18 protein-coding genes and 1 pseudogene are annotated in these 23,341 nt (G+C 45.2%); 12 read left to right on the top strand and 7 right to left on the bottom strand.

Annotation, left to right across the window (positions count from 1 at the left end):
* The first annotated feature begins 5 nt into the window (after nucleotides 1–5).
* The 5 genes from ACSV5M_RS04975 to ACSV5M_RS04955 all read left to right on the top strand — a co-directional run bounded on the left by ACSV5M_RS04975 (nucleotide 6) and on the right by ACSV5M_RS04955 (nucleotide 3,478).
* On the top strand, nucleotides 6–533 hold the full coding sequence (locus ACSV5M_RS04975; protein ID WP_439174491.1) for a hypothetical protein: 528 nt from the start codon (nucleotides 6–8) through the stop codon (nucleotides 531–533).
* Between the two features lie 86 nt (nucleotides 534–619).
* Nucleotides 620–997, top strand: coding sequence for a hypothetical protein (locus tag ACSV5M_RS04970; RefSeq protein ID WP_439174490.1), 378 nt, complete (start codon nucleotides 620–622; stop codon nucleotides 995–997).
* A gap of 477 nt (nucleotides 998–1,474) precedes the next feature.
* Entirely contained in the window at nucleotides 1,475–2,083 is a 609-nt protein-coding gene (locus tag ACSV5M_RS04965) for an ADP-ribosylglycohydrolase family protein (RefSeq protein WP_439174489.1), read from the top strand.
* Nucleotides 2,059–2,598 (top strand): ADP-ribosylglycohydrolase family protein, encoded by a 540-nt coding sequence (locus ACSV5M_RS04960; protein WP_439174797.1) that lies wholly within the window; start codon nucleotides 2,059–2,061, stop codon nucleotides 2,596–2,598. Before ACSV5M_RS04965 ends, ACSV5M_RS04960 begins: the two co-directional genes overlap by 25 nt.
* Nucleotides 2,599–2,767: 169 nt before the next feature.
* Nucleotides 2,768–3,478 (top strand): metallophosphoesterase, encoded by a 711-nt coding sequence (locus tag ACSV5M_RS04955; RefSeq protein WP_439174488.1) that lies wholly within the window; start codon nucleotides 2,768–2,770, stop codon nucleotides 3,476–3,478.
* Nucleotides 3,479–3,531: 53 nt separating this feature from the next.
* Here ACSV5M_RS04955 and ACSV5M_RS04950 read toward each other — a convergent pair.
* From ACSV5M_RS04950 to ACSV5M_RS04930, 5 genes and pseudogenes are all read right to left on the bottom strand, one after another.
* Nucleotides 3,532–5,049, bottom strand: a pseudogene (locus ACSV5M_RS04950) (OB-fold nucleic acid binding domain-containing protein); the annotation flags it as partial.
* A gap of 609 nt (nucleotides 5,050–5,658) precedes the next feature.
* Nucleotides 5,659–7,608, bottom strand: coding sequence for a TniQ family protein (locus ACSV5M_RS04945; protein WP_439174487.1), 1,950 nt, complete (start codon nucleotides 7,606–7,608; stop codon nucleotides 5,659–5,661).
* Nucleotides 7,605–8,564, bottom strand: coding sequence for a TniB family NTP-binding protein (locus ACSV5M_RS04940; RefSeq protein WP_439174486.1), 960 nt, complete (start codon nucleotides 8,562–8,564; stop codon nucleotides 7,605–7,607). Before ACSV5M_RS04940 ends, ACSV5M_RS04945 begins: the two co-directional genes overlap by 4 nt.
* 4 nt (nucleotides 8,565–8,568) lie before the next feature.
* Nucleotides 8,569–10,416 (bottom strand): Mu transposase C-terminal domain-containing protein, encoded by a 1,848-nt coding sequence (locus tag ACSV5M_RS04935; protein WP_439174485.1) that lies wholly within the window; start codon nucleotides 10,414–10,416, stop codon nucleotides 8,569–8,571.
* A 1-nt stretch (nucleotide 10,417) separates the two neighbouring features.
* Nucleotides 10,418–11,089 carry a hypothetical protein gene (locus ACSV5M_RS04930; RefSeq protein ID WP_439174484.1) on the bottom strand — a complete coding sequence of 224 codons (672 nt, stop codon included), beginning with the start codon at nucleotides 11,087–11,089 and terminating at the stop codon, nucleotides 10,418–10,420.
* 585 nt (nucleotides 11,090–11,674) lie between these two features.
* Between ACSV5M_RS04930 and ACSV5M_RS04925 the strand changes: the two genes are divergently transcribed.
* Together ACSV5M_RS04925 and ACSV5M_RS04920 are read left to right on the top strand one after the other, a co-directional pair.
* Complete coding sequence (locus tag ACSV5M_RS04925; protein ID WP_439174483.1) at nucleotides 11,675–12,619, top strand: hypothetical protein; 945 nt, start codon at nucleotides 11,675–11,677, stop codon at nucleotides 12,617–12,619.
* 39 nt (nucleotides 12,620–12,658) lie between these two features.
* Nucleotides 12,659–14,173: a hypothetical protein gene (locus tag ACSV5M_RS04920; protein WP_439174482.1), complete on the top strand. Its 1,515-nt coding sequence runs from the start codon at nucleotides 12,659–12,661 to the stop codon at nucleotides 14,171–14,173.
* Between the two features lie 72 nt (nucleotides 14,174–14,245).
* Here ACSV5M_RS04920 and ACSV5M_RS04915 read toward each other — a convergent pair whose 3' ends face one another.
* A complete protein-coding gene (locus ACSV5M_RS04915) occupies nucleotides 14,246–15,124 on the bottom strand; it encodes a tetratricopeptide repeat protein (RefSeq protein WP_439174481.1) in 879 nt (292 codons plus the stop codon).
* 162 nt (nucleotides 15,125–15,286) lie between these two features.
* On the opposite strand from ACSV5M_RS04915, the gene ACSV5M_RS04910 reads away from it, so the two are divergent.
* On the top strand, nucleotides 15,287–15,517 hold the full coding sequence (locus ACSV5M_RS04910; protein WP_439174480.1) for a helix-turn-helix domain-containing protein: 231 nt from the start codon (nucleotides 15,287–15,289) through the stop codon (nucleotides 15,515–15,517).
* A 130-nt stretch (nucleotides 15,518–15,647) separates the two neighbouring features.
* Here ACSV5M_RS04910 and ACSV5M_RS04905 read toward each other — a convergent pair whose 3' ends face one another.
* Complete coding sequence (locus ACSV5M_RS04905; RefSeq protein ID WP_439174479.1) at nucleotides 15,648–16,262, bottom strand: SOS response-associated peptidase family protein; 615 nt, start codon at nucleotides 16,260–16,262, stop codon at nucleotides 15,648–15,650.
* A 208-nt stretch (nucleotides 16,263–16,470) separates the two neighbouring features.
* On the opposite strand from ACSV5M_RS04905, the gene ACSV5M_RS04900 reads away from it, so the two are divergent.
* The 4 genes from ACSV5M_RS04900 to ACSV5M_RS04885 are packed head-to-tail and all read left to right on the top strand — an operon-like array spanning nucleotide 16,471 to nucleotide 23,255.
* A complete protein-coding gene (locus ACSV5M_RS04900) occupies nucleotides 16,471–17,229 on the top strand; it encodes a translesion DNA synthesis-associated protein ImuA (RefSeq protein WP_439174478.1) in 759 nt (252 codons plus the stop codon).
* The gene (locus tag ACSV5M_RS04895; RefSeq protein WP_439174477.1) at nucleotides 17,226–18,743 is read left to right on the top strand and encodes a Y-family DNA polymerase; all 1,518 of its coding nucleotides are present in this window, start codon (nucleotides 17,226–17,228) and stop codon (nucleotides 18,741–18,743) included. Before ACSV5M_RS04900 ends, ACSV5M_RS04895 begins: the two co-directional genes overlap by 4 nt.
* Nucleotides 18,743–21,829, top strand: a complete 3,087-nt coding sequence (locus ACSV5M_RS04890) for an error-prone DNA polymerase (RefSeq protein ID WP_439174476.1) — start codon at nucleotides 18,743–18,745, stop codon at nucleotides 21,827–21,829. Before ACSV5M_RS04895 ends, ACSV5M_RS04890 begins: the two co-directional genes overlap by 1 nt.
* Before the next feature lie 13 nt (nucleotides 21,830–21,842).
* Nucleotides 21,843–23,255, top strand: a complete 1,413-nt coding sequence (locus ACSV5M_RS04885; RefSeq protein ID WP_439174475.1) for an exonuclease domain-containing protein — start codon at nucleotides 21,843–21,845, stop codon at nucleotides 23,253–23,255.
* Nucleotides 23,256–23,341 lie beyond the last annotated feature (86 nt).

Here is a 23,341-nt window from a genome sequence, read left to right as displayed (position 1 = left end):
TGACGATGTTAAAGAGCATAGGCTATTGGCCGGAAAAATACGATGAGTATGCAGCTCCAGCTTTCTTGGTTGACAATAGTATCGACGAACTAACACGAAAAAAAATTTCTCACTATCTTGATCAAGGTGAAGAGTTGTTTGCATGGTTAGGTTTCTCGCATTGCCGCTTTAGATGCGGCGTCGAAAAAGCTAAAATGGGCTGCCGAGACTTAACTGATGGTGAATGGGTGTGGCCAGAGGGTTTTTCTCATTATATAAAGTCTCATAATTTGGGTGTTCCTAAGGAGTTTATGGAGCACGTTAAACAAAAAAACTTTGATAGCTCAATTAACGATTTGTTGCGCGCTGAAATTGACAAGCTAAAACAGAGTGTTAGTGGCTTATCTGGGGTGCGCCACGACCCTACAATATGGAATTCTTGGCTAAAAGCTATGGGCGAAGAAAAGCATTTTTTAAGTAAGCCAATAGGAAAAGAGATTCAGACTGTGCCTAATCATATGGACATCTCATTGGATGAACTGTTTGGTAAGTGAAGCGGTTTTCTTTATGTGCTGAACTCTCTAAGCTAATCATTTTTATATTGATCTTAATGTTTAATAAAATTTCATCAGGAGCTGAGGTGAAAAATAATCCTTTTGATTTTGATGAGGGGTCTTCAGAATCCGATGAGCATCCTCAGTCCACTATGACTACTTTTTTTCTTGAGGAAAAGGAGATCTCCCGCTTAATAGAAGAGGCTAAAGTAGGTAATTCTGAATCTGCATTTCGAATATATCAACACTATGAATTATCAGTTCGTGATGAAGTTAAATCTCAACAATGGGAGCAGGCTTCTGCTGTGCTGGGGCATAAAATTGCTCAATACAATATCGCATTAAATTTTTATGAAAAAGGTATGCTTGGTTTTTCACTTTTTTGGTGTGATATTGCGAAGAATAATGGACATTCAAAAGCCCATGAATTAGAGTGTAGAATAAGCAAAAAATTAATGTTATGAAGGTAGAGTAATATTCTATTTGTTTTTACTTAAGGTTTTGGGCGAAGGATGATCAAAGGGATAAGCAAGGATGATGAATAATCAAAGTTATATTTTAAGAAATACAAAATATTTGGATTTCTTTATATGAGAAAACTCTGCTTTTTGGTTAAATTCACAACGGTATCAATTGTTTTGGGCTTACAACCTCTGACATGAAAGACGGTCAGCTCTCCTTTTTATGACTTTAATGAGTCTCTTTCTTCTTTTGGTCCAGAACGGCTTGGTCTGCTCGGTGATTTTTTGTTTGGCACGCTGAATCACCTGATAGGGTTGTGCACAATTTTACATACGTTAATCACATTGGAAAAATCAAAAAAACCATTATCTCAGGCGCTAATGACTGAAAGCTACTGCAGGAATAAAATAAGAGAAAAAGTGCAGATGGAAACTGAAATATAAAGCATAGAGAGAATATCTAAATATAGGAGTTTTGATGTGGATAATTTGAGCAACAGTCTGCAGTTCCCGATGATTAATGATCGGCTTTCTGAGGGCAGTAGAGTGGTATCACCATGGATCAATTCTTACCTCAATTTCCGACTGGAAAATCCTTCCCCACAAAAAGCTAAAGAATATTTGGATTTCATCGGTCAAAACTCTTCCGATATTGCCTCAAAATATAGAGGTTGCCTGTTAGGGCTTGCGTTAGGTGATGCTCTCGGGTCTACATTAGAATTCAGTGAAAGGGATAGGGCTCCGAAAGTGATGGATCTTGTAGGAGGAGGTCCCTTCAATCTCAAGCCTGGAGAATGGACAGATGACACTAGTATGGCGATTTGTCTCGCACATAGTTTGTTGCGCAAAGAGTATTTCAGTCCCCAAGATCAAATGGAGATTTATTCTGAATGGTGGCGTAAAGGAACTTTTAGTGTAAATGGTAAATGCTTTGATATTGGCAATACAGTCTTGAGGGCGCTTGAGAAATTTGAATTATCCAAGCAGGCCAATGTTGGAGACCCTAGCCCTAACTCTGCGGGTAATGGCTCGTTAATGAGAGTTGCGCCTGCTGCGCTTTTTTTCTGGGTGATGCCAAAGCATGCATAGAAGCGTGTGGAGCGAGTTCGAAAACAACCCATAAAGCACCAGAAGCTGTCGATGCGTGCAGGTATTTTGGTGGGCTACTATTTGGAGCCATTTTGGGGCGTGACAAAAAGGAATTAGCTACGCAGCTATTTGAACCCTTCCCATGTGCTTGGGATGAAAATGCATTGCAGCCGTCTATAGTAAAGGTTGCACAAAATGCTTATAAAAAAACAAGGACAGAGATCAGGTCCACTGGGTATGTAATAGATACGCTGGAAGCTGCTATATGGGCTTTTTTCAATAGTTCGACTTTTGAAGAAGGTGCCATTCTAGCTGCTAACTTGGCGGGAGATTCAGATACTGTGGCGGCGGTATATGGGCAGCTTGCTGGTGCATACTATGGAGAGTATATGATTAACCCCGCATGGATAAAGAAGTTGGCGCTTCATCATATTTTTTATGTTTATGCAGACCGGTTGCTACGTTATGGTGTGTGTGATATTCCGCCGCTTGTTTTACAAAGGAAGTCATTTTGATTATCAGCGAGTTTGGGGGCTTACTAACTTCAGACAGGTTGGAATAACCACTGAAATAAGGTGTTTCAGTCGAAATTTGCATATTATCGATTGATAAAATTTAACCTCCCCATAATCCTTTTTTGCGTGGGCGCATTAGGTTGCTCATTAAATTATCGCAGAGCGTTATATGCTGAAAACCTTCTCACCAAATACCTCCGGTAACGATTACATCTGTTCAGATATTCACGGTCATTTTTCCCTGCTTGAAGCAGAGTTAGCGCTTATCGGTTTTGACAAAAATAAAGATCGCTTGTTTTGTGTGGGCGATTTGATCGATCGCGGTGATGAATCAAGTTTGGCGCTGAATTGGTTGAAGCAGCCTTGGTTTTTCGCGATTCAGGGAAATCATGAGCGGATGTTGATCAATGCTTTCGAGCAGCGATCCGACATGTTGTGGCAGCAGTGGATGATGTGGGGTGGCAGTTGGGCGGAGGATATGGATTATGATTTGTTGGCTCCTTATTATGAAGCCTTTCGTGACTTGCCCATTGGTATCGAAATAGCATTAGCCGATGGAAAAACTATCGGATTAATTCATGCCGAGTTGCCTGATGTGTGTGATTGGTATGATGTACGTGAGCTGTTGTTGTCAATTCCCTCGAATCAGATTGAAGCGAATCGATTGACCAGCGATATGTTGTGGAATAAGGCTCAGCCGTATTTTCCGTCGGACAATAGAAGTCAGATTAAGCCGGTAGCGAATATTCATCACATTTTTCATGGTCATACAATTGTTGAGGATTACCTCACGATTGCCAATCGAACGTTTATGGATCTAGGTGCTTATCAGACCGGGCGTATTGGTTTAATTGAACCATTACAATTTGTTAATGTGTAACAATATCTGTTAATGCAGCATCCTCTAAATTCAACCGCTTTTAATACCACTCTTTAATGAAAATCCCGCGACTTTAACGCAAGGTTTTGCAGTCGATCCGTCACATCTTCAATATGGCCAGCAAGTACGTGAATAATCGGAGCACCAACCTCCTCTTCATCCTTCAGTATGTCGACGGTGCCTTTGATGATCAGCAATTTCCCTGTCAATAATTCTTTTCGGAATTTTTCCTGCGTTGTGCTCCAGACAACGACGTTGCTGGTACCGGTTTCGTCCTCCAGGGAAACGAACATAACGCCGGTGGCGGTGCCGGGGCGTTGTCGGCCGGTGACGATACCGGCGATGCGGACGAAGCCTTTGTGTGGCAAGTGAATTAACTCGGCGTGGCGTTTGCAGCGGTTAAAAGGATATTCCTGTCTGAGGATTTCCATCGGGTGTGCACGCAGTGTTAAGCCGATGGAGGCATAATCGTCCATCACATTTTCTTCCAATGTGGGGCCATTCATTAATAAAGGGTCGTCATCGTTTTCGCTGTCTTCCAATAGTTCTGAGTGGGGTAATAGGGCGGATGCCTGCCAGCGAGCGTGGTAGCGGTCGCCGGCGATGTTGAGAAAGGCATCGGCAGAGGCGAGGCATTCGAGGTCGGTATCATTAAGGTTGGTGCGTTTGATGATGTCGTGCAAAGAGGTGAAAGGTTTTCGCGCGCGGAACACTTCAATCGCTTGCGCTTTTTCTGCATTAAGCGATCCCACGGCAATAAATCCCAAGCGAATTCCCCACTTACCCCGGTGGTCTGGTTCGAGTGTGTATTCGTATCGGCTTTGATTGATATCGATGGGAAAAATTGTGAGGCCGTGTTTGCGGGCATCCTGAATTAATTGCGAGGGACTGTAGAATCCCATGGGTTGGCTGTTCAGCAATGCGCAATAAAACGCCGCCGGATGATGCCGTTTAATCCAGCTGGATAAGTAGCACAAAATAGCAAAAGAGGCGGAGTGGCTTTCTGGAAATCCATAGCCGCCGAAGCCTTTGATTTGTTCAAACAATCGGTCGGCAAATTCCTGTGTATAACCATTATTCAACAACCCATCTTTAAAATCTTTTTCAAACAATAAAAGTTTGGAATTTTTTCCCCAATTTGCCATGGCTCTGCGAAGCTCATCGGCTTTCCCTCCACTAAAACCGGCGGCAACCATGGATAAGCGCATTACCTGTTCCTGAAAAATGGGGATGCCCAGTGTGCTTTTAAGGACACTTTCAATCTTTTCGTTGGGATAAGTGACTGCTTCTTTACCTGCGCGACGACGCAGATAGGGGTGCACCATATCCCCCTGAATGGGGCCGGGCCGCACAATAGCAATCTGTATTACCAAGTCGTAAAAACATGCGGGTTTTAAACGCGGCAGCATCGCCATTTGTGCGCGCGACTCTACTTGAAAGACGCCGACGCTATCGCCACGACAAAGCATTTTATAGGTGGCGGGATCATCTTTAGGAATATCCTGTATCGAGCGAATAGTCGGTTCGTAAGTCGTGATGTAATCCAGCGCACGGCGCAAGGCTGAGAGCATCAGCGGACGACACATAAGTTGCCCACAGTGCTCTATACAAATCAACAGATTAGGAAAACTTGCGACACGCATTGTCCAATATCTGCGACGCAACTGACGTCCAAATCCCGCCGAAACGACACAACAGTTGTCCAAGAACGTGTTCCGGTGCTCCACCATCTGTTGATAAACCGGCAGAAGTTAAACCGAGCCCACCAAGGCACTATTAGCTAAGCTGGCCGAGTGTGGTAGACTAACGTCATTAATCTATTTGGCTATTCAGTCCTACACAGAAATAAATGGTCGCCCGTCTGGTTTGGAGCGTAGTCCCACAGACGGATCCGGCCAGTCTATTCGGAGATACAACTTCTTGGCCGTCCTTGTCGTTTTGTTATTCCCAGGAAATGGCTCCGTAGAAGTAAAGTAGGCCTCACCTCTTTATCACTCTTATTTAGAAAATTCAGTCACCTAGAACTTCTCAATGCTTCGCTCAACTGCGATTCTCGTCGCTGGAAGATTATTACTCCATAAGATAAAAGTCGATGTTGGATGCTCACCGTCTAGGTAATATCGATCCCAGCCCTCCGATTGGGATCGATTGAAAAAAGATGTCAGGATCAGTCAACCATTTTAATCTTCGGCAAACTTCGCTCTCCTTAAATTTTCTATGCTTTCGATGGAGTAGAAATAAACTTCACGACGTTTTCCCTTGATTTTTTTGAACTCGATTTTTCCCGCGCGCCGAAGGGACGTCAGCCCTTTTGGACCCTTTCCTAGCATTTTATTTCCTTCGGTTTCAATAACATATTTTGTTAACAAATCATTAATTTTTTTAAGGCATCGCTTATGAATTAATTGCCAAGAATACAACTGAATAACTTTCACTATTCCCGTGTTGACAAAGTGGTGCCAGAAAGGTGTGACATCAATCCCCGTACTTTGACGCGCCTCCTGCAAGCTGACGTAATTTGGATCGTTAATTTTCTTTATTAGCTTGTAAACGCTTTTCTTCTCAATGAGTACGCGTTGATGAGGAAGATTGACGCGATTGAGAATTTTTTCACGCGTTAGTTTGGTCACTGCTGGGATTCCGACGCCCAGCAGTTCCGCTGCGCTTTTCATCGAAATGTAATCCGCCTTATTAATTTTTGGACGTCCGGCACTCAAGGACTTCACCGAGCAAACTTTGGCAGATTGAACGATGGATTTCGTCAATGGCGCAACGTCTGATATTTTAAAAACGTTTGTGATTGCTCCGTTGATCGAGGGGCCTGATACGGGATAAATTTTCAATGTTCTCAGACGTTGGCTAACATTCTGCTTTGGAACACCGAATCTTTGTGCGATAACTCCGGGGGTTATATATTTACTTTTAAAGTGATCGATCGATTTCCTGTCGATGGTATTTCGCTTGTATCCGCCCACCATTTGAACAGATCTCTGTAAATGTCTTGCTGTAACCAACCCCCACACAATAGTTTCATTCACACCCAAGAGTTCTGCTGCTTGTGCTCCACTCACATAACGGAATTCTCGGGCGTCGTTACCAGAGGCCTTATCAATGAGCTCTCTGAGTTCTTCTGGAGTTTTTTCCAATAGTCCAATTAGTGAGTCCGAAGGAATTCTTTTTGAATTTTTGTCGTCAACAAACGATAAAATATTCCAACCTATTAACCGCTTTAAGACTTTTTGGGAGACGTTCAATGCTTTACATGTTTCGGACAGGGTAAGGTATGTTGCCGACCATTTTTTTGGGCTCGCTTTATTAGCTATCCTCAATTTTTTAAGTGCAGCCTCGACCAAAGAAGCTGAGTGACGGTTCATGAGTAAAGGAATCAATTGAATGCGAGGATGTGTGTTGAAGCTCGTTTCAGCGAGTATCCTACAGAGCTGGATATCAGCGCCACCGGCGGATTCCATTATCAGTCGTGTAATATCCATTTTCGAAGCATCAGTTTTTAATTCTCTAAATACAGCATCCACGGAGATAAAAATACTGCGCATTATTTCAAAGCCCTCAGGGTTAATTTCGTCCCCAAATATTCGCTGGATAACCTGCTGAGTTGATTTATTAACGCGCGACGTTTTCGATCTTCGGAAATCGAATTCGCACTCTGGACAGATGTGAATGCTGCATCTTGCTATCGATAGGCATAGATTGCATTTCTGACATTTGTTAATCAGCTCACATCCGTGATGCTCACAGACCGTATACATCCGCAAAGACCATCTCTTTCTCCAATAGTTTTTAGAGCGCAAGCAATGAGGACAAAATGCTGCTAAATCTCCGTGAAAATGGGAATACACAAGATTAAAGCCTTCATAGACTCTGTATTTATATCCCGGGCCGGGATTCTCAGCGACCGGCGATGGGTAGCCATCTTTGATGCCGATTGACTCCATTAGACGTTTATAACGATTGGGCACTGACAGAACGGCAGATAGATCCCTGTAGCATTTAATGTCGCTGCGGACCCTCATCATATCAATCACATTATTGTGTCCAATTCCGTCCGATATTCTTGTCAAAAAACTTGCTGGACTCTCATCCAGATAATAATTTGGCTTAAACGCGATCATTTCTTTCGTGCTCCTAATTTTGCTTGAACCTCGTGTTTTGTCAGCGTGAATGGATTCTCCTGAATTAATTGACATTGCGATGTAATGCCTGAGTTAACAACTTTTTCAAAATCCTGTGCAGTGACACTGGTATCATCACGTAGGAAAACTAACAAGATCGCCTCTTTAATCAGATCCATAATAAATGAAGGATTGCCTCGGGTCGCCGCGTAGACCTGGATGAGTCCAATCTCTGTGGTCAAGTACGCAAGACCATCTATTTTTGTGAGCATTTTGATCTGCTTACAGGCTTCATGTAGAAAAGGCTTCAGGGTTCCTGACACTTTGGTTGAGTTATGAGTGAGGTAATTGAGGTTAAACGTATATTTAAATCGTCTTGATAGTTCTTTATCTTGTCGCAGGAGAGGTTCAAATACGTTGGTTCCAACAAGACAATAGGAAGCTGCTGTCTCATTAATGAGATTCTTGAGCCAGCCAACCACTTTAAAGTTCAACGTCTTGGATTTACGTGTTAAGTCAAAAATATTATGTAGCTCGTCGAATAATACAACTTGAGTCTCGCAACTCTTTAATAAATGTATGAGTCGCCTGGTCATGCTGATGGCACTACCCACGTTGGGATTTGGGTCGGCCAGTTTCTGCAGCATGGCTGACGCTAATGATTTAATGGTCGTAGGGCATGGAATTTCGCAATAGAATGCCGGAACTATCCTCCTTAATCCGTCCTCGTCCTGTCGATAATACGGTGGCATTTCCGCGGAAATGATATTGCAAATAGTGGTTTTCCCTGCACCAGCGTTAGCAAGCAATAAACTATTGACGGATTCTCGGTAGTGAGGTGTTTTCGCAACACATTCGCGAATGCCCTTTAACGCCTTTTGCCAATCCGGATAACAGACAATGATCTCGTCAATTTTTCCGACCATTTCGTAGTATTTTGAGATGTTGTTTTTCATGTTTTTAATCCAAAGAAAGTTTGATTGAAGTAAATTCTTCATCAGGTTCCAAGCTCATTTCATCAATGGCTTGAGTGTCAGCAGGACTGTTATGTGTGTATGCGGGGTACTCAACGGGATGGGCGGGCGTCGATGTAGCATCACCCTTTTTATTGAGAATGGATTTGAGCCATTTTCTTGCGATTTTGGTTCCCTCGTTGATTCTCTCCAGCAACAAATACCGAGCATATTGCAGCGAATATTTCCCGATCTCCTCGACGTCCTTTTTTGACATTTCACTTTTAATCTTCAGTGACTCACGGTGCTCATATATTGTTAACCCTGATGTGTAAGCAGGATCCGTAGAGTCCGCTTTGATGTTGACGTCGCCATTTTCAGGGTGTTGAACATAAACAAAAGAAAGATCAAGCTCATCGACCATCACCGTCACCAATTCACCTTCGAACACGGCAAGCGCGTGTGATGAATAAATCAGATGCTCGAAAACAATAGTGCCGTTGTGAATCGTTCTTTTATGTGGCTGCCTTAAAAGTACCTCTACTTCCGCCTCTGATAATTTGTTAGGAGCAACAGTTTTAATTTCGTCCTTCCACGCAAGCTCCGGGGCCCGCCCAGTGGTGCGATGGATACTTTTGTGATAGACATTGTGGATCCATTCATGGATGAAAGACCTAACCTGTTCCAGCGTAAAGCACGCATTGTCCTTCGAGTTATAATTTCCTCGTTGCGTTGGGTTTGAAAAGGTCGTTCCAGGAATTTTTTGCGTTAATGCGTAGGTCAGCGTCCGAAAAAAGCTTTCGATATGTGCTTTCCCGTTAGGATCTCGCACCTGCGCCCTTACAATTGTGATGAACAAGACGCTGCAGACCCTGGAGACGGACGTGTTTTTTAGTTCAACTCCGTTGTCCGGCACAATCTGAGCCGGAATACCGTAGTGTATTAACATGTGTCTAAGTGCTGCGAGCGTGGTCGTGGCGCTTGGAGGAAAAAGGCTCACGTAATAACCGACAACCATGCGTGTTGCAATGTCGATAATGCAAATTAGATAAGGGCGGCCGATCGGTTCACCGGTGACCTCATCAACGACAATGACATCCATAACATGTGTGTCGATTTGAACTATGGTTAACGCCGTGTAACTTCGCAGTGTCCTGCCAGCTGAGGTAACGTACCTCTGTGCGGCATGCTCCCCCTGGCGCGCTCGCATCACGACATAAGGATCCAACTTCTGGATGCGGCGCTGGACAGTTCGAATAGTGGGAATCGAAAGAGATGCATCGTCAGGATCTGCAATCCCAGCCTCAATGAGCCGACCAATTAGATACGCCTCTACGTCCTTTGCAGAACGTCGCTGTTTAGTCAGATATATTTTTTGAATAGCTTCCAATATCAGTTGTTCGACTAGAGGATCATACCGAAGCGCGACATTTCCTGATCGTGTCTTCTCTCCAATGTCCCGGCCTAAAGTCTGCTCCCGCTTTACCCAACGGGAGAGCGTTTTTGCAGACGGAGGCGAATCATCATTTATTTCTGAGGCAACGACCGGTATTAATTTTTCCAAATGCCTGCGATTGCATGGATTAACCAGCTCCCTTATCGCTGCAGATATATAGGACTGTCGCCTGCATCGCGTCTTAATGTTATCGATGTTAGTGTCGGCTGGTATATTTGAGGTATCCCATTGAAATTTTTCGTGCTTTTGGATCTGGTCGAATTTTTCTTTGGAGACGCGAAAAGTGGTTCCGCCCTTGATTGCACAGTAACGAACTGCGCCATAAGAGATGTCAGCAATTTGATAACTACTTCCATAAAACAAAAAGCAGTGACCAATTTCATAGTTATTATTTTTCATGTCACGATCTCCAGTTAGACAGTGTTGCGTCATTGATTTTTACTCTTTTATGAAACACAAGAAAATCTCCCAACGATTCATCAATACCTTCTCGGGCTAGCGCCGAGTGAATATCGGAGAGCGTGTCAAATTGTGTTTGCCCTAGAATTTTTTGTGCCGTAAAAATCTGCAGCGGACTCCAGTCATAACGATGGCCTCTTGAGTAGAGGTGGAGCAGTCGATCAGTGTGTTCTCGGTCCATAAGTTGATGTTGATCAACAATTTTAAAAAATATTCGGTTCGCCGCGAGTATTTTCTCGACACGTTGATACCTAAGTTGATCACGCTCGGTAAGATTCAAAATTGAAGCTTTCACCTCGTGAACTTCATAGAATCCGCGTGAATTTTTGATAATGAAATCGGGCACAACGTAACGCTTTTCATCAAACTGAATTTTGATTGCATTTGTGCGGTATTGAATGACGTCTGGATTTTGTTCCAATGCGAGTGCATAGGCTAACTCCAGGCGGCTCTCCAGCGTCGCGGTTCCGCCGACTTTGCGAGATGGAAAAACAGTGGTGCTCTTACCTCGTTGACCCTCGCTAACTCGTCGTGCTCCGTGAATAGCACCAGCAAGGTTTGGGGAAAGTTTGAATGCGCACTGGATTTGGTCCAACAGTTGGGAATTGCTCATTAACAAGGTCCTCCAGCCGCGTCTCAGTAAATTTGCGCGGCAGGTATTTGGGATTAAGTCCACCCCTGACTTGGCCAGTTGCGGCCAAATTTAGGGTGAGTGGTCGCGTCGAAAATCTGAATTCGATGCACGGGGGACTTGACAGCTGGAGGGTAAGCGCAGATACTGAGGTTCTCATTCGCAGTACCGCGTTACCGAAAAGCCGAACAAGTCATTGTTCGGTTTTTTTTACATGTGTTTTCTCCTATCAATTGTTGTTGATTACATAAATCCTGGGCGAGTTGTTATGCGCCATTGACCCGCGCATGCCCGCTCACTATTCGTTAATAATGTCATTTTAAAAACGTTATTCGAGCATTGCTCGAATCATCGCCGTTTCTCAATTCCGCTGATAAACCACGAAAGAAAACACGATTTCGAGACATTAAATCCCGCCGCCGGAGCATACACAGTTGAATCGGCACCAGGTAGGGTCAAAATTGTGTGGAGGATTTGGTAAATGGGAAGGATTATTTGTTATATTTCAACGACTTATAATTTGAACCATAATCCTTCTTATTAACCTTCAGGGAAAGGAGTGATGAAATGAATTTTTTTCGAGTATTGGCCTCCGGATATTGGGCCTGGAATTTGGCGGTTCTATCAAATACGACGATGTACGAGCTATCGAAACTGGCAAGTGCGCACACTGAGGATCGCGACTTATATTCATCCTTAAAGAAAATCTATAAGTTTGAACGAGTGGCCCCTCAGCCCATGGTCGACTTGTTTGATCGTTTAGTCCCCGGATCCAGTGCAGCTTGGAGAAGTTTCTTTTGGGATATCATCGATAACCCCCAATTGTCCGGTGCTCAGCTTAACGAGGCGATCACACGCCTACCATTGGCACTTCGGGAGAAAATTTCGTACCTAGATAAACTAGGTAAGCCCACAAAAAGAAAACGGGTGTCCTCGTACGGCGAGATCGAATCGATCGCGCGCATTAGCACCCTGGATGCATTAGGCGTGCTGTTACTATTGACGCAAGAACTGAAAGCCATACTGAGGGAGGCCAAGGGCGCTCTATGGTTAAAGCACTATACGATTTATTGCGATATCGTTTGGGCGGCTGATTTTCTCATTGCTCGCCTCGCTATTTTTTCTCCGTTTCGGCATCTAGCAGAGTTTCTTCGCAAGGTAGTTTTCACGCTCATACTCCAATGCCCTGAGAGGAAAGAGCTGCACAACCAGATCGCTGACATGTGTCTGGATATACTTCCGAATTGCTCGCGGGATTTTTCGGTTGTCACTCGCGTTGGACGTTATCTTTTGCACGAGGCGGCATTCAACGATGTGAAATTTTCATCCGATCAACACGCTCTGCAATTTTTATATGATCGGCTTCTACCGATAAGCCGATGTTCAATTGAGGAGCTTGAAGAAAAATTCGATCTCCTTCTGAACTTCCCCTTCGCTCACATCATTTATGATGCAATATCCTTCGGGGATATTCGCGACCCTTATACACTGTCGGACCATCAACTCCGATAATTTAATTACGATTTTCAAGCAACTAGATAGATACTTCCTATGAACAGTCACGTTTCGAGTTCTAGCACAACTATAGAGATAGAAGAAAAATATTCAAAATTACATGAGCAATTGAAAAGGGAATTTGATTTTCATGTTGATCGACTCGAAGACAAGATCACAGCGAGAAACGCAAATGTTAGCGAGTTGGCAATGTCAAAAGTTGTCCGCGTTTTCTGTCTTTTCGGAACGGCATTAGTTGGGGTTTTCGGCGTTTTAGCGTATTTTGGGTTTGATGATTTGCGAACAAAGTTGGTCGATTATTCCAGCGAAAAAATTGATCGGTGGATGTCCTATGAAGAAGTTGAAACACCGATCATGAAAAGCCTTGTAGATATTAAAGATCGATACCTCATCGATTCGCTTTACATCAGGTTACAAAGAGCCAAAGCTGAGGGACATCGTTCGAGTGATTATTCCCTAACTGACAAAGAGCGTGCAGATCTAATTAGAATTGCAAATTCCCCAGACACTTCATCATCCGATTATTCCACTGTTTTGACGTTACTGTACGCACCCTATCAATTGGGCGTGGGGAAGTTTTCATTCGACAAAGGTGGCGTCGCACTAGCTAAGGTTTTTACTGAAGTCAGCTTTAGAGATCAATTTGAAAAGCAGCGAGACTTGCTTAGGACGTTCTCCCATGACACCTCCTTAGCAAATGTCGCCGGAGGAATTTTGGCATCGGAAACTCACCCGCTAAAGAATGAAGCATTCCAGCTATTGGCAAATATAGGCGCTCCGATTGCCATAAAGTACGCTAATGAAAATATCACACCGGAACACATCGATGAGATTGACCATCAAATGGCGCTGGTTCTCGCAGCGCGTGATATAGATTCGGAGATGCTAAAGCGCTACATAACTTTCCTAAAAGGTAACCCCGGTTCCCATGACCATTGGCTTTACCATATGTTCGATTTGTTTGAGCACCTACACCCATCGACAAACTTAATGTTTGAAACCTATGAGTCGAAAAAGCTCGCTGAAAAACAACAGCCGATAGCAATCGATATTCTCGCTTACCTCATTGAAGCTGAGCATGGCTTTATTGTGTCGGACGCGTTTGACCTGCAACTACATTTTGGTAAGGGGAAGAGTTCGCTCCTCACTCCGGAGAGATATGAGTTTGAGTCGTTGTTGAAAGACGACGAATTTCTTAAAAAGCTTATCGTAAGGAAAGACGATGTGGGTTGGCTTTCAAAAGTGGTGAAGGCGTTTGATATCCGGCATAAGGAGAAAGTTTTTGTGTCGGTAAATGTTGAACTGCTGAACAACGCAACCCTTATGTTGGACGGGGGAACAATTGTTGGAAAGGATGATGTGTTAGGGGATGTCTGGCTGACTCCTTCAACTGAAAGCCCAGGATTATCAGCAGTGTTTCGTGACAAGGCTGGAACTATCCAGCGCAGTCAGCTACAGAAAATCGGTCACATTAATAATGCGAAATTTTCATTTAAATACTTACAAAAAGATTTGTATCTTATCGTTCAGAACCGCGACGATTTCTTTTAGAAAGATTTGCGCCGGTTACGTTGTGAGTTGTATTACACTGTTCCACCGGCGCACTAACTTCACAAGAGTTATCTATTGCAAATCATTCGGCATTTCAGTGAACAATTTGATGGTGACTAGTTCGCTAAATTTTCCAGGTTGTACCAATTCAACTGACAGGTTCTGGGCTTGACGCAATTCGCTCTCAGTTAATTTTGCGGCGATCAAATCACGACGATATGCGGCTTCTTTTTGAAAGCGGGTACTTTTAGAGGCGGCAACATTGAATAAGGCATAGGAAAGCGTTGGATTACTAACGTTGTTTATCCCCTGTGAATGGAGCATGCCTAATTTATAGTATGAGGATCCGTCACCGCGAGATGCTGATTCCAGGTAAAGGTTTTCGGCTTTGGCGAGATTTTTATCTATTCCAATCCCTTGCTCGTACATCTCTGCCAGGTAGTACATACCGGACGGATGTTTCACTCTGGCCGCCTGTGTAAACCATTTGATAGCTTGAGAAAAATCCTGCGGCACGCCAATACCCGCCAGATAAGCTTTACCGAGACTGACTTGGGCAAATGCGTTTCCATTGGTTGCCGACAGGGTAAACCACTTTATTGCAGCCTCGAGGTTTTTGGTGGTGCCTTCACCGTCCCAATACATAGCTGCCAGATAGGCTTGTGCCGCAGGGTGATGTTGACCAGCTGCCCGTTCATACCAATTGAAAGCAGCGTATGAATTCTGTTGAACGCCCTCACCAAGTTGATACGCCACTCCCACCCGGAACTGCGCTTCCGACAATTCTTGTTTTGCTGCTGCCAGATTCCAGGCAAACGCTTTTTCCAAATTTTGAGGCACACCATTCCCCCGTAAGTAGAGGCTGGCAAGTGACATTTGGGCTACGGGATTTCCGGCGTTTGCTTCTGGTTCGAATTCTTTAAACGCCTTTACGTACTCGCCTCGAATCAATGCCGCAACACCTTCGTCTACCTACACCTGCCAACGCAGGCGTGGAACCCAGCAAAATGCTGATTATCGCAAGTAAGCGCTTCATGCTACTCCTTAGGGGCCGCTATTCAGTTGATGTACCCAATTTGGGTACATCACTGCAGTGTACCAATAATAGGTACAATGAAAAAGACCATCTCAACCCCCGAATATGCAGACCTTGTCGCATGGCTGAAAGATGCCAGGCTTGCATTGGGTTTGAGTATGAGAGATCTAGCTGAGCGCTTAGAGGAGCCGCATTCCTTTGTTCAGAAGGTTGAGATAATGGAAAAAAGGCTGGATGTTTACGAATATGCCGTTTACTGCAAGGCTTTGCAGATCGATCCTCGCGATGGATTTGTCTTCTTTCGTTAGTAAGTTACTTTCATAAAAGCTTCTGGTTAGGAGCGCTGCGCTGTTGTTACCATTGCGGTAGCCCTCTCATAGTTTCGACGAGTTACAGAATGCCCCGCGTATAAAGCCTCCGATTCATCTCGACTGCATCCTAGGCACTCATCACCCATTCGTCCGGTTGGACCACCACGGGGTCACCTTTTGGTACAGCGTCCTTGTATGTTTTTACAGGAGTGACAGTCAGCTTCGTAAAGATTTTGGGTGATCTCAGCAGCGCCGCAATTGCTGGGTGGTCTGGTGGCGTGTCGGAAAGCCAAAGATTTAGAAAGCTTTCGTCATAAGGCAACATCAGGGGGAAGGCGTCATCATGAAAGGCCTTAAATCGCGGATGTGCGTCACGTGTTATGACGGCGCAACTGTATCTTCCGTTCGAAAAATGCTTATAGACACATCCCATCAGCAGAGGGCGGTCGCTCTGAACATAAAATCGTTGCTCCTTGCCTACTGGACCAATCGCTTCGCCAAGACCCGTGCTTACCGCAATTCCCCGGTGGTGACGTATGGCCGGCTGCCAGTAGTCCTGATGCAGGTTTCTGGCATTGAATGTGTGAATCTTATTGTTGACCCATAACGTATCACCGCGCTCTGAGCATCCATACCACCAGGTGGCGTCGACCGTTTTGAGCTTGCCATCTTCAAGAATGATCCAGGTCTTTAATTTGTCTCTCCGGAACATTACCCCAGGCTGGGTAGAAGTGCTGGGCACGGCCGTCCTCGGGAAACTGGAGCTCCAGTTGGGGCATCCCGATAAGCTTTAAAAACTCTTTTAGGTCTTTTGGCCCAATATGGCGCCGTAAATAACCGCACATGTAATATCGCTCCGGTTCGTCACACAAAAAAGTTCTAAATGTTCAGGTTGACTATACAGTCCATTGCTGGACTATACTGTATATGAATACAGTATAGTGACAATCATGAATGAGACGCCACCAGAATCTTCCCCCCACGTATCGCTTGAGCAGCTACTGCTTCGCGATGATATGTGGATGGGCCACTCCCAACGGTTCACCGCTCGTGCGGCGGTACCCACTGGCCATGAAGATTTGGATAATGCGCTGCTGAATGAAGGTTGGCCTTTATCAAGTCTAGTTGAAGTGTGCCAGGCCCACAGCCAGGCCGAATGGAGGCTCTTCACCCCGGCCTTGTTGGAAGTTCCTGGGTTGATCGTTTTGCTGAATCCACCGGCAATCCCCTTTTGCCATGCACTCGTACAAGCCGGGATTGACCTCGAGCGTGTTGTCGTCGTGAAGGCTGCGAATAAAGCCCACTTTATTGCATGTTTCATTGAGCTCGCTCGCGCAAGCGTTGGGGCATTGCTTTCATGGCAGCCCGACGATGCCCTTACGTATACTGAACTGCGTAAGTGCCAACTGGCCGCGTCTGAAAGCACGGGTTTGTCGTTTATGTTACGAAACTCATCCGCGCAACAGCAAAACTCCCCTGCCACCCTGCGCATCTTTGCGCAGATTATTCCTGCCGGTTTGCAGCTAACAGTATTCAAGCAACGTGGCTATTTGCAGACGCAGCAAGCCAAGCCCGTTGTGATAGAGCTACCCAAGCGCTGGAAGCAGGTGCTGCCTTATTCGGCGCTTTGTCAAATTCCGGCACCCGACAAGCAAGCCACTAAACCTCCCCGTCTCGCCTCTGTGACACCACTGCGAGAGAAGTCGTGAATGCACCCTATAAACGACTCTGGTTAGCCATCCGTTTTTTTGATCTCCCGCTCACTGCACTCAAAATGGAAGGCATAGATGAAACACCGGTAGTCGTCGTCGAAAAAAAGCGGGTTGTTTATGTCAATCCACTGGCTGAGGAGGCCGGTGCCGATCTGGGCATAGATATGACCACGGCTCAGTTGCTGTGCGGATCACAGATTGTTGAGCGCAATAGACGCAAAGAAGAAGATTCGCTCCACGAACTCTCGGAGCAGCTGTATCAATTCAGTCCTCATATCACCCGTTATTGCAGCTCAGGTGCAGCGCAGTGCGGATTGCTATTGGAAATTTCCAGTTGTCTCAAATTGTTTGGCGGGCTTAAAGCGTTCTGCGACAAGATAAACCTGTTCCTGGAGCAAACACCCTACGGTTTTGATTTCGGCCTCGCCCATTCGGCCAAAGCGGCTTGGTACCTTTCATTTACGTATTACGAAATTACCGGTGATGAAACCAAGCAGGATTTTATCGAGCGACTAAATCGACTACCCATAGAATTATTTTTTGATTATCCAAAAGCAGCTGAAGCGCTATCTAAAACCGGATTTAGCACCTTCGGCGATCTTGCTATCCAGATTGCCGGTAAATCCATCAGCAGCTTCAAAAAACGATTAGGACAAGAGTTCACCGATGTGCTGTGTGAAATCTATGATATTGATCAGGATTTTTTGCAAAGCTCATTATTTGAAAAGCCGCGCGAAAACTATAAACCTGATGAGTGGTTTGAAGAGGAATATCAATTTGAGTTCCCCGTTACTATTGTTGATCAGCTAAAACCCGCTATTGAAAATTTACTCCAGCAGTTAAGCGATTATTTGCGCAAACGCCAACAGCAATGCCAAGGCATTGAGTGGCGAATTTCCGACATATACAAACAGAAAAAATCAATTAACGTAAACAGCGATACACCCCAGAGCCACTGGCAACTACTCTATGACTTGACCCTAATCCAGCTTGAAAATCAGGAGCTTCCGTTCGAAGTTGATACGATCACGCTTGAATGCCGCAACACAACGCCAATACTGCATCGAAGCTTGATCCTGGATTTCGACCAGAGCAAGCGTAAAAATAAGAGCGTTCAAGACTATGCCGTCGTTATCGCAAAGCTTAAAACCCGGTTGGGTGACGCAGCAGTTTATAAATTAAGTTATAAAGACAATTGCATTCCTGAGTTATCAAACTCAATCATTTCTCTGGCAGAGCGGTGCAATCAAGACATACCAGATGTTCACCTGAGCGCCCTGCGACCAACCTGGTTGTTGCCTGAACCTGAACCCATTGAAGAACGTGACAGGCGTTTATACTGGGACGGTTACCTCACGCCTCACGTGGGTCCAGAACGTATCGTCAGCCATTGGTGGAAAGAAAAGATCGCCAGGGATTATTACCTCGCGATTCGCCATGACAATCTTCGAGTGTGGATCTTCCATGATCTCTATACCAAGAAATGGTTTGTGCACGGGGTGTTCTCCTGATGAGATACGCACAGCTTTTCACCACCACAAATTTTACATTCCTCACCGGGGCCTCACATCCTGCTGAATATGTATACCAGGCCCATGAGTTGGGATACGACGCGATTGCCATTACGGATGAATGTTCACTGGCAGGCATCGTCAAAGCGTTTGTTGCAGCCGAAGAACTCAATTTCAAATTGATTATTGGTAGCCGCTTCAAACTATCCAATGGAATGGAGTTAATAGCGATTGCGCCATCACGCGCCGCTTATGCGGAGCTGTCTGGCTTTATTACGCTTGCACGCCGTCGTGCTGAGAAAGGCACGTATGAGGCGCATTTTGAAGATCTGCGATTCAGGTTACGCAGCTGCCTTATTATCTGGACGGTAAAGCTCGGCCAAAACATTTCTGAAGATGTGGTCAATGAATTAACCAATGCATTTCGAGACCGGTTATGGATTGGTATCAATCATCAATTGCACAGCGGTGAACACGATGATTTTGTGCGCTGGCTTCAACTCGGTCTCGATAAAAATATACCGCTGGTTGCTTGTGGGGAAGCGCTTATGCACTGCGACTCACGCAAACCACTACAAGATGTCGTAACCGCGATTCGCCATCGAACACCGGTGCAGGAACTCGGAACAAAGTTGGAACTGAATGGCGAGGCCTATCTTAAATCCTTACATCAACTCGCCAGATTGTACCCACAGGAATTACTGGATGAAACGTGTGTGATCGCGGACCTTTGCCATTTTTCAATGAATGAGCTGCGCTACCAATATCCGCGTGAGCTTGTTCCAGACAATCTGACGCCCATCCAGCATTTAAAAAATTTAGTCGATGAAGGTAAACATCAACGCTGGCCTAGCGGTGTGCCTGAATTTGTCGAAGCGCTTTTGGCGAAAGAGTTGGAGCTGATTGAGGAATTGGCTTATGAATACTACTTTCTCACCGTGCACGACATTGTGCGATTTGCTCGTTCACAAAAAATTCTCTGCCAGGGACGCGGCTCAGCCGCCAATAGCGTTGTCTGTTACTGCCTATTCGTGACAGAAATTGCACCGGGGCAAATCGGTGTTCTTTTCGAACGTTTTATTTCTCGTGAACGCGACGAACCGCCAGATATTGACGTTGATTTTGAACATCAGCGCCGTGAAGAAGTCATTCAGTACATTTATCAAAAGTATGGCCGCGAGCGAGCAGCTATCGCCGCCGTCGTAATCACCTACCGCAGCAAAAGTGCGGTCAGGGAAGTCGGTAAAGCACTAGGTATGGAAGAATCGCTGGTTAATTACCTCAGCAAAAATATTGCCTGGTGGGATCGCGATACCGATATAAAAAAACGTATTGAAACGCTGACGTTAAAAGATAACAGCTTACTTGTGCATTTTTTTGAGTTGGTTCAGCAAATATTGGGATTTCCGAGGCATTTGAGCCAGCACACCGGCGGATTCGTTATTTCAGAATCGCGGATCAGCGATTTAGTACCGTTGGAAAACGCGAGCATGCCGAATCGAACTATCATTCAGTGGGACAAGGATGATTTGGAGCACATGCGATTATTGAAGGTTGATGTACTCGCATTGGGAATGTTGTCCGCACTGCGTCGTTCGCTGGAATTAATTTCAACGTACGATCCCGTCATTCGCTCCATGCAAGATATACCACGAGAAGATCCTGAGACTTACAAAATGCTTAGTCGTGGTGATAGCGTAGGCGTATTTCAAATTGAATCGCGCGCGCAAATGGCCATGCTTCCGAAGCTACAGCCGAAATGTTTTTACGACCTGGTCATTGAAATTGCTATTGTCCGTCCAGGCCCGATACAAGGCGACATGGTACATCCGTACTTGCGGCGTCGAGCCGGCGAAGAACCCATTACGTTCGCAAGTGAAGCAATCAAAGACGTATTGTTACCCACATTAGGAGTGCCCATCTTTCAGGAACAGGTAATGCGGCTCAGCATGACTGCGGCAGGCTTTACCGGCGGTGAGGCCGATGAATTACGCCGGGCCATAACCAATTGGGGAAAAAATTCAAAGTTATTGTTGTTCGAGGATAAATTCAAAACAGGGTTGCTCAACAACGGCTACACGCAGGATTTTGCGGATAAATTATTTGAACAGGTTAAGGGTTTTGGTGGTTATGGGTTTCCTGAAAGTCACTCTGCGTCATTCGCAATCCTGTGTTATGTATCCAGCTGGATCAAATGCCATCACCCCGCGGCATTTTACTGCGCGTTGCTTAACAGCCAGCCAATGGGGTTTTATTCGCCATCACAGTTAGTTCAGGATGCCCGTCGCCATGGAATTTCTGTCATGCCCGTGAATATTAATCAAAGCAACTATGATTGCAGGTTGGAAATCGACAGCAAAGGCAATCGGGGAATTCGGCTCGGGTTCAATTCGGTAAGCTCACTGAAGACAGAAGCCGCCCAGTCCATCGAAACGTTTCGTGGCGACATTCTATTTTCTTCAATTAAAGAGTTCGCCAGTCGTACCCAACTCAGCGATGCAAATATTAGTAGCCTCGCCTCAGCGGATGCATTCAGGTCTATCGCCGGGGATCGCTATCGTGCGCGCTGGCAGGCATCTGCCTTATTGCCTAACTCAGTATTGCTGGGCGAAAGCGAATCCATCGAAGATGACTTGCTGATGAGTGGCCCAAGCCTGGAAAAAAACGTTATGGATGATTATGCATCTATTGGGCTTACATTACGTACACACCCTATGGAAATACTAAGGTCGGAATATCCGTTCAATCGCTGTAAACGCCACATAGATCTGGTGAATTTGCGAAATGATGGCTTTGTCCGTATTGCCGGGATCGTAACGGGAAAACAACGCCCTGGCACAGCGAGCGGTGTGATGTTTTTATCGCTAGAGGATGAGACAGGAACCAGTAACATCATAGTATGGAGTTCAACCCAGGAACGATTTCGTCGGGAAATCCTGACAGGGAAATTATTGATTATTAAAGGCATCGTGCAAGTCGTAACCGAGGGTGTGGCGGTACCTATCGTTCATATTGTCGCGGGGCATGTGCAGAACGTAACCGATAGATTGCACAATCTTGCACTTAAGTCGCGGGACTTTCATTAGCGCGGATAAAGCTATGCTGAAATATTTTCCAATACCTTGTGCCATTGTTGATATCGAAACCACCGGAGGGAACGTGACCTATGATCGCATTACTGAAATCGGAATTATCGAAGTCACTGAAGATGGCGTAAAGGAATGGTCCACACTCATTAATCCACGGGCACATATTCCGGAGGGTATCCAGCTGCTAACCGGCATCACTAACGACATGGTAAAAGCAGCACCCTACTTTGAACAGGTTGCCAAAGAGATCCTTCTACGCCTGCAGGGCAAGTTATTTATCGCACACAATGTCCGGTTCGACTACGGGTTTATTCGCAACGAATTTGCTCGGCTGGCTTACACGTTCAAATCAAAGTTAATGTGCACGGTCAAACTCTCCCGATTTCTCTACGCGGATCGTGAAGGACATAGTCTTGAGAAAATTATCGCTCGTCATCAAATTTACGTCACTCATCGACACCGCGCGCTCGACGATGCCAAAGCGACTTACAAATTTATGACTATTGCCGAAGAGGAGAAGGGCGAAATAGCAATTAGAGAGGCAATAAAACATCAACACCGTAAGGAAAGTATGCCTTCCAATTTCGATGCGAGCTTAATAGCGGATTTACCCAATTCACCGGGTGTTTACTATTTTTGGGGGGAGAACAAAGAGCTACTTTACATCGGAAAAAGTGTGAATATCCGCAAGCGCGTGCTCTCCCATTTCACGGCCGACCACAAGTCCTCCAGGGAAATGAAAATCTGTCAACAAACCCGAAATGTTACCTTTGATAAAACTCCAGGGGAATTGTCGGCCCTCATTCTGGAATCCAGGAAGGTAAAAGAACTACAACCGATCTACAATCGTAAGCTACGTCGAGTTAGTACGTTTTACAGTATCCACCTGGCAGAGCATGACGATGGACTACTGATGCCAAAAATATTTCCGGTGTCAGAAATGCCCGGTACAGGCAACAAGCTCTATGGACTATTCCAGTCTAACAAAAAAGCCAAAGAGGCTATCCAGGCGATATGCGATGAAAATGGGCTATGCTATCAGGTATGCGGAATAGAACCAGTTAATAAGCGAGGCTGCTCCAGTCATCAACTAAAAAGATGCCCGGGCTATTGTGTGGGCAAACAGAAACTACTACAACATAATGTCAAACTGCTCGAAAGCCTTTCTGGATTGGCCCTAAAAGCTTGGCCATACAATGGCCCTGTAGTACTGTCGGAAAGCAGCGATCCTGAACAAGAAGAGTTTTTACTAATAAACAACTGGTGTGTATTGGGCACTGCGAACTGTATGGATGAGATTCAACGAATGGCCAACAAAGACTGCGAAAAGCAAATCGATAGAGACATCTACCGCTATCTCGTAACCTCGGTACTATCGCAAAAACCATCGGTCAAGATAGTCCCAATAAATGCGAAGATTTAACCGGTGTAGAAGGAGTAATGCCGAGTAATTGACTCCTTTCAATGGTTAGGGTAAGACTGCTGTGTGCCCAAAGCGGACATGGGCTC

The organism is Cellvibrio sp. ARAG 10.3 (assembly GCF_051846955.1).
Classification (GTDB): domain Bacteria; phylum Pseudomonadota; class Gammaproteobacteria; order Pseudomonadales; family Cellvibrionaceae; genus Cellvibrio.
The sequence above is the reverse complement of the archived record's forward strand: the minus strand, read 5'-3'. Positions and strand labels throughout refer to the sequence as shown.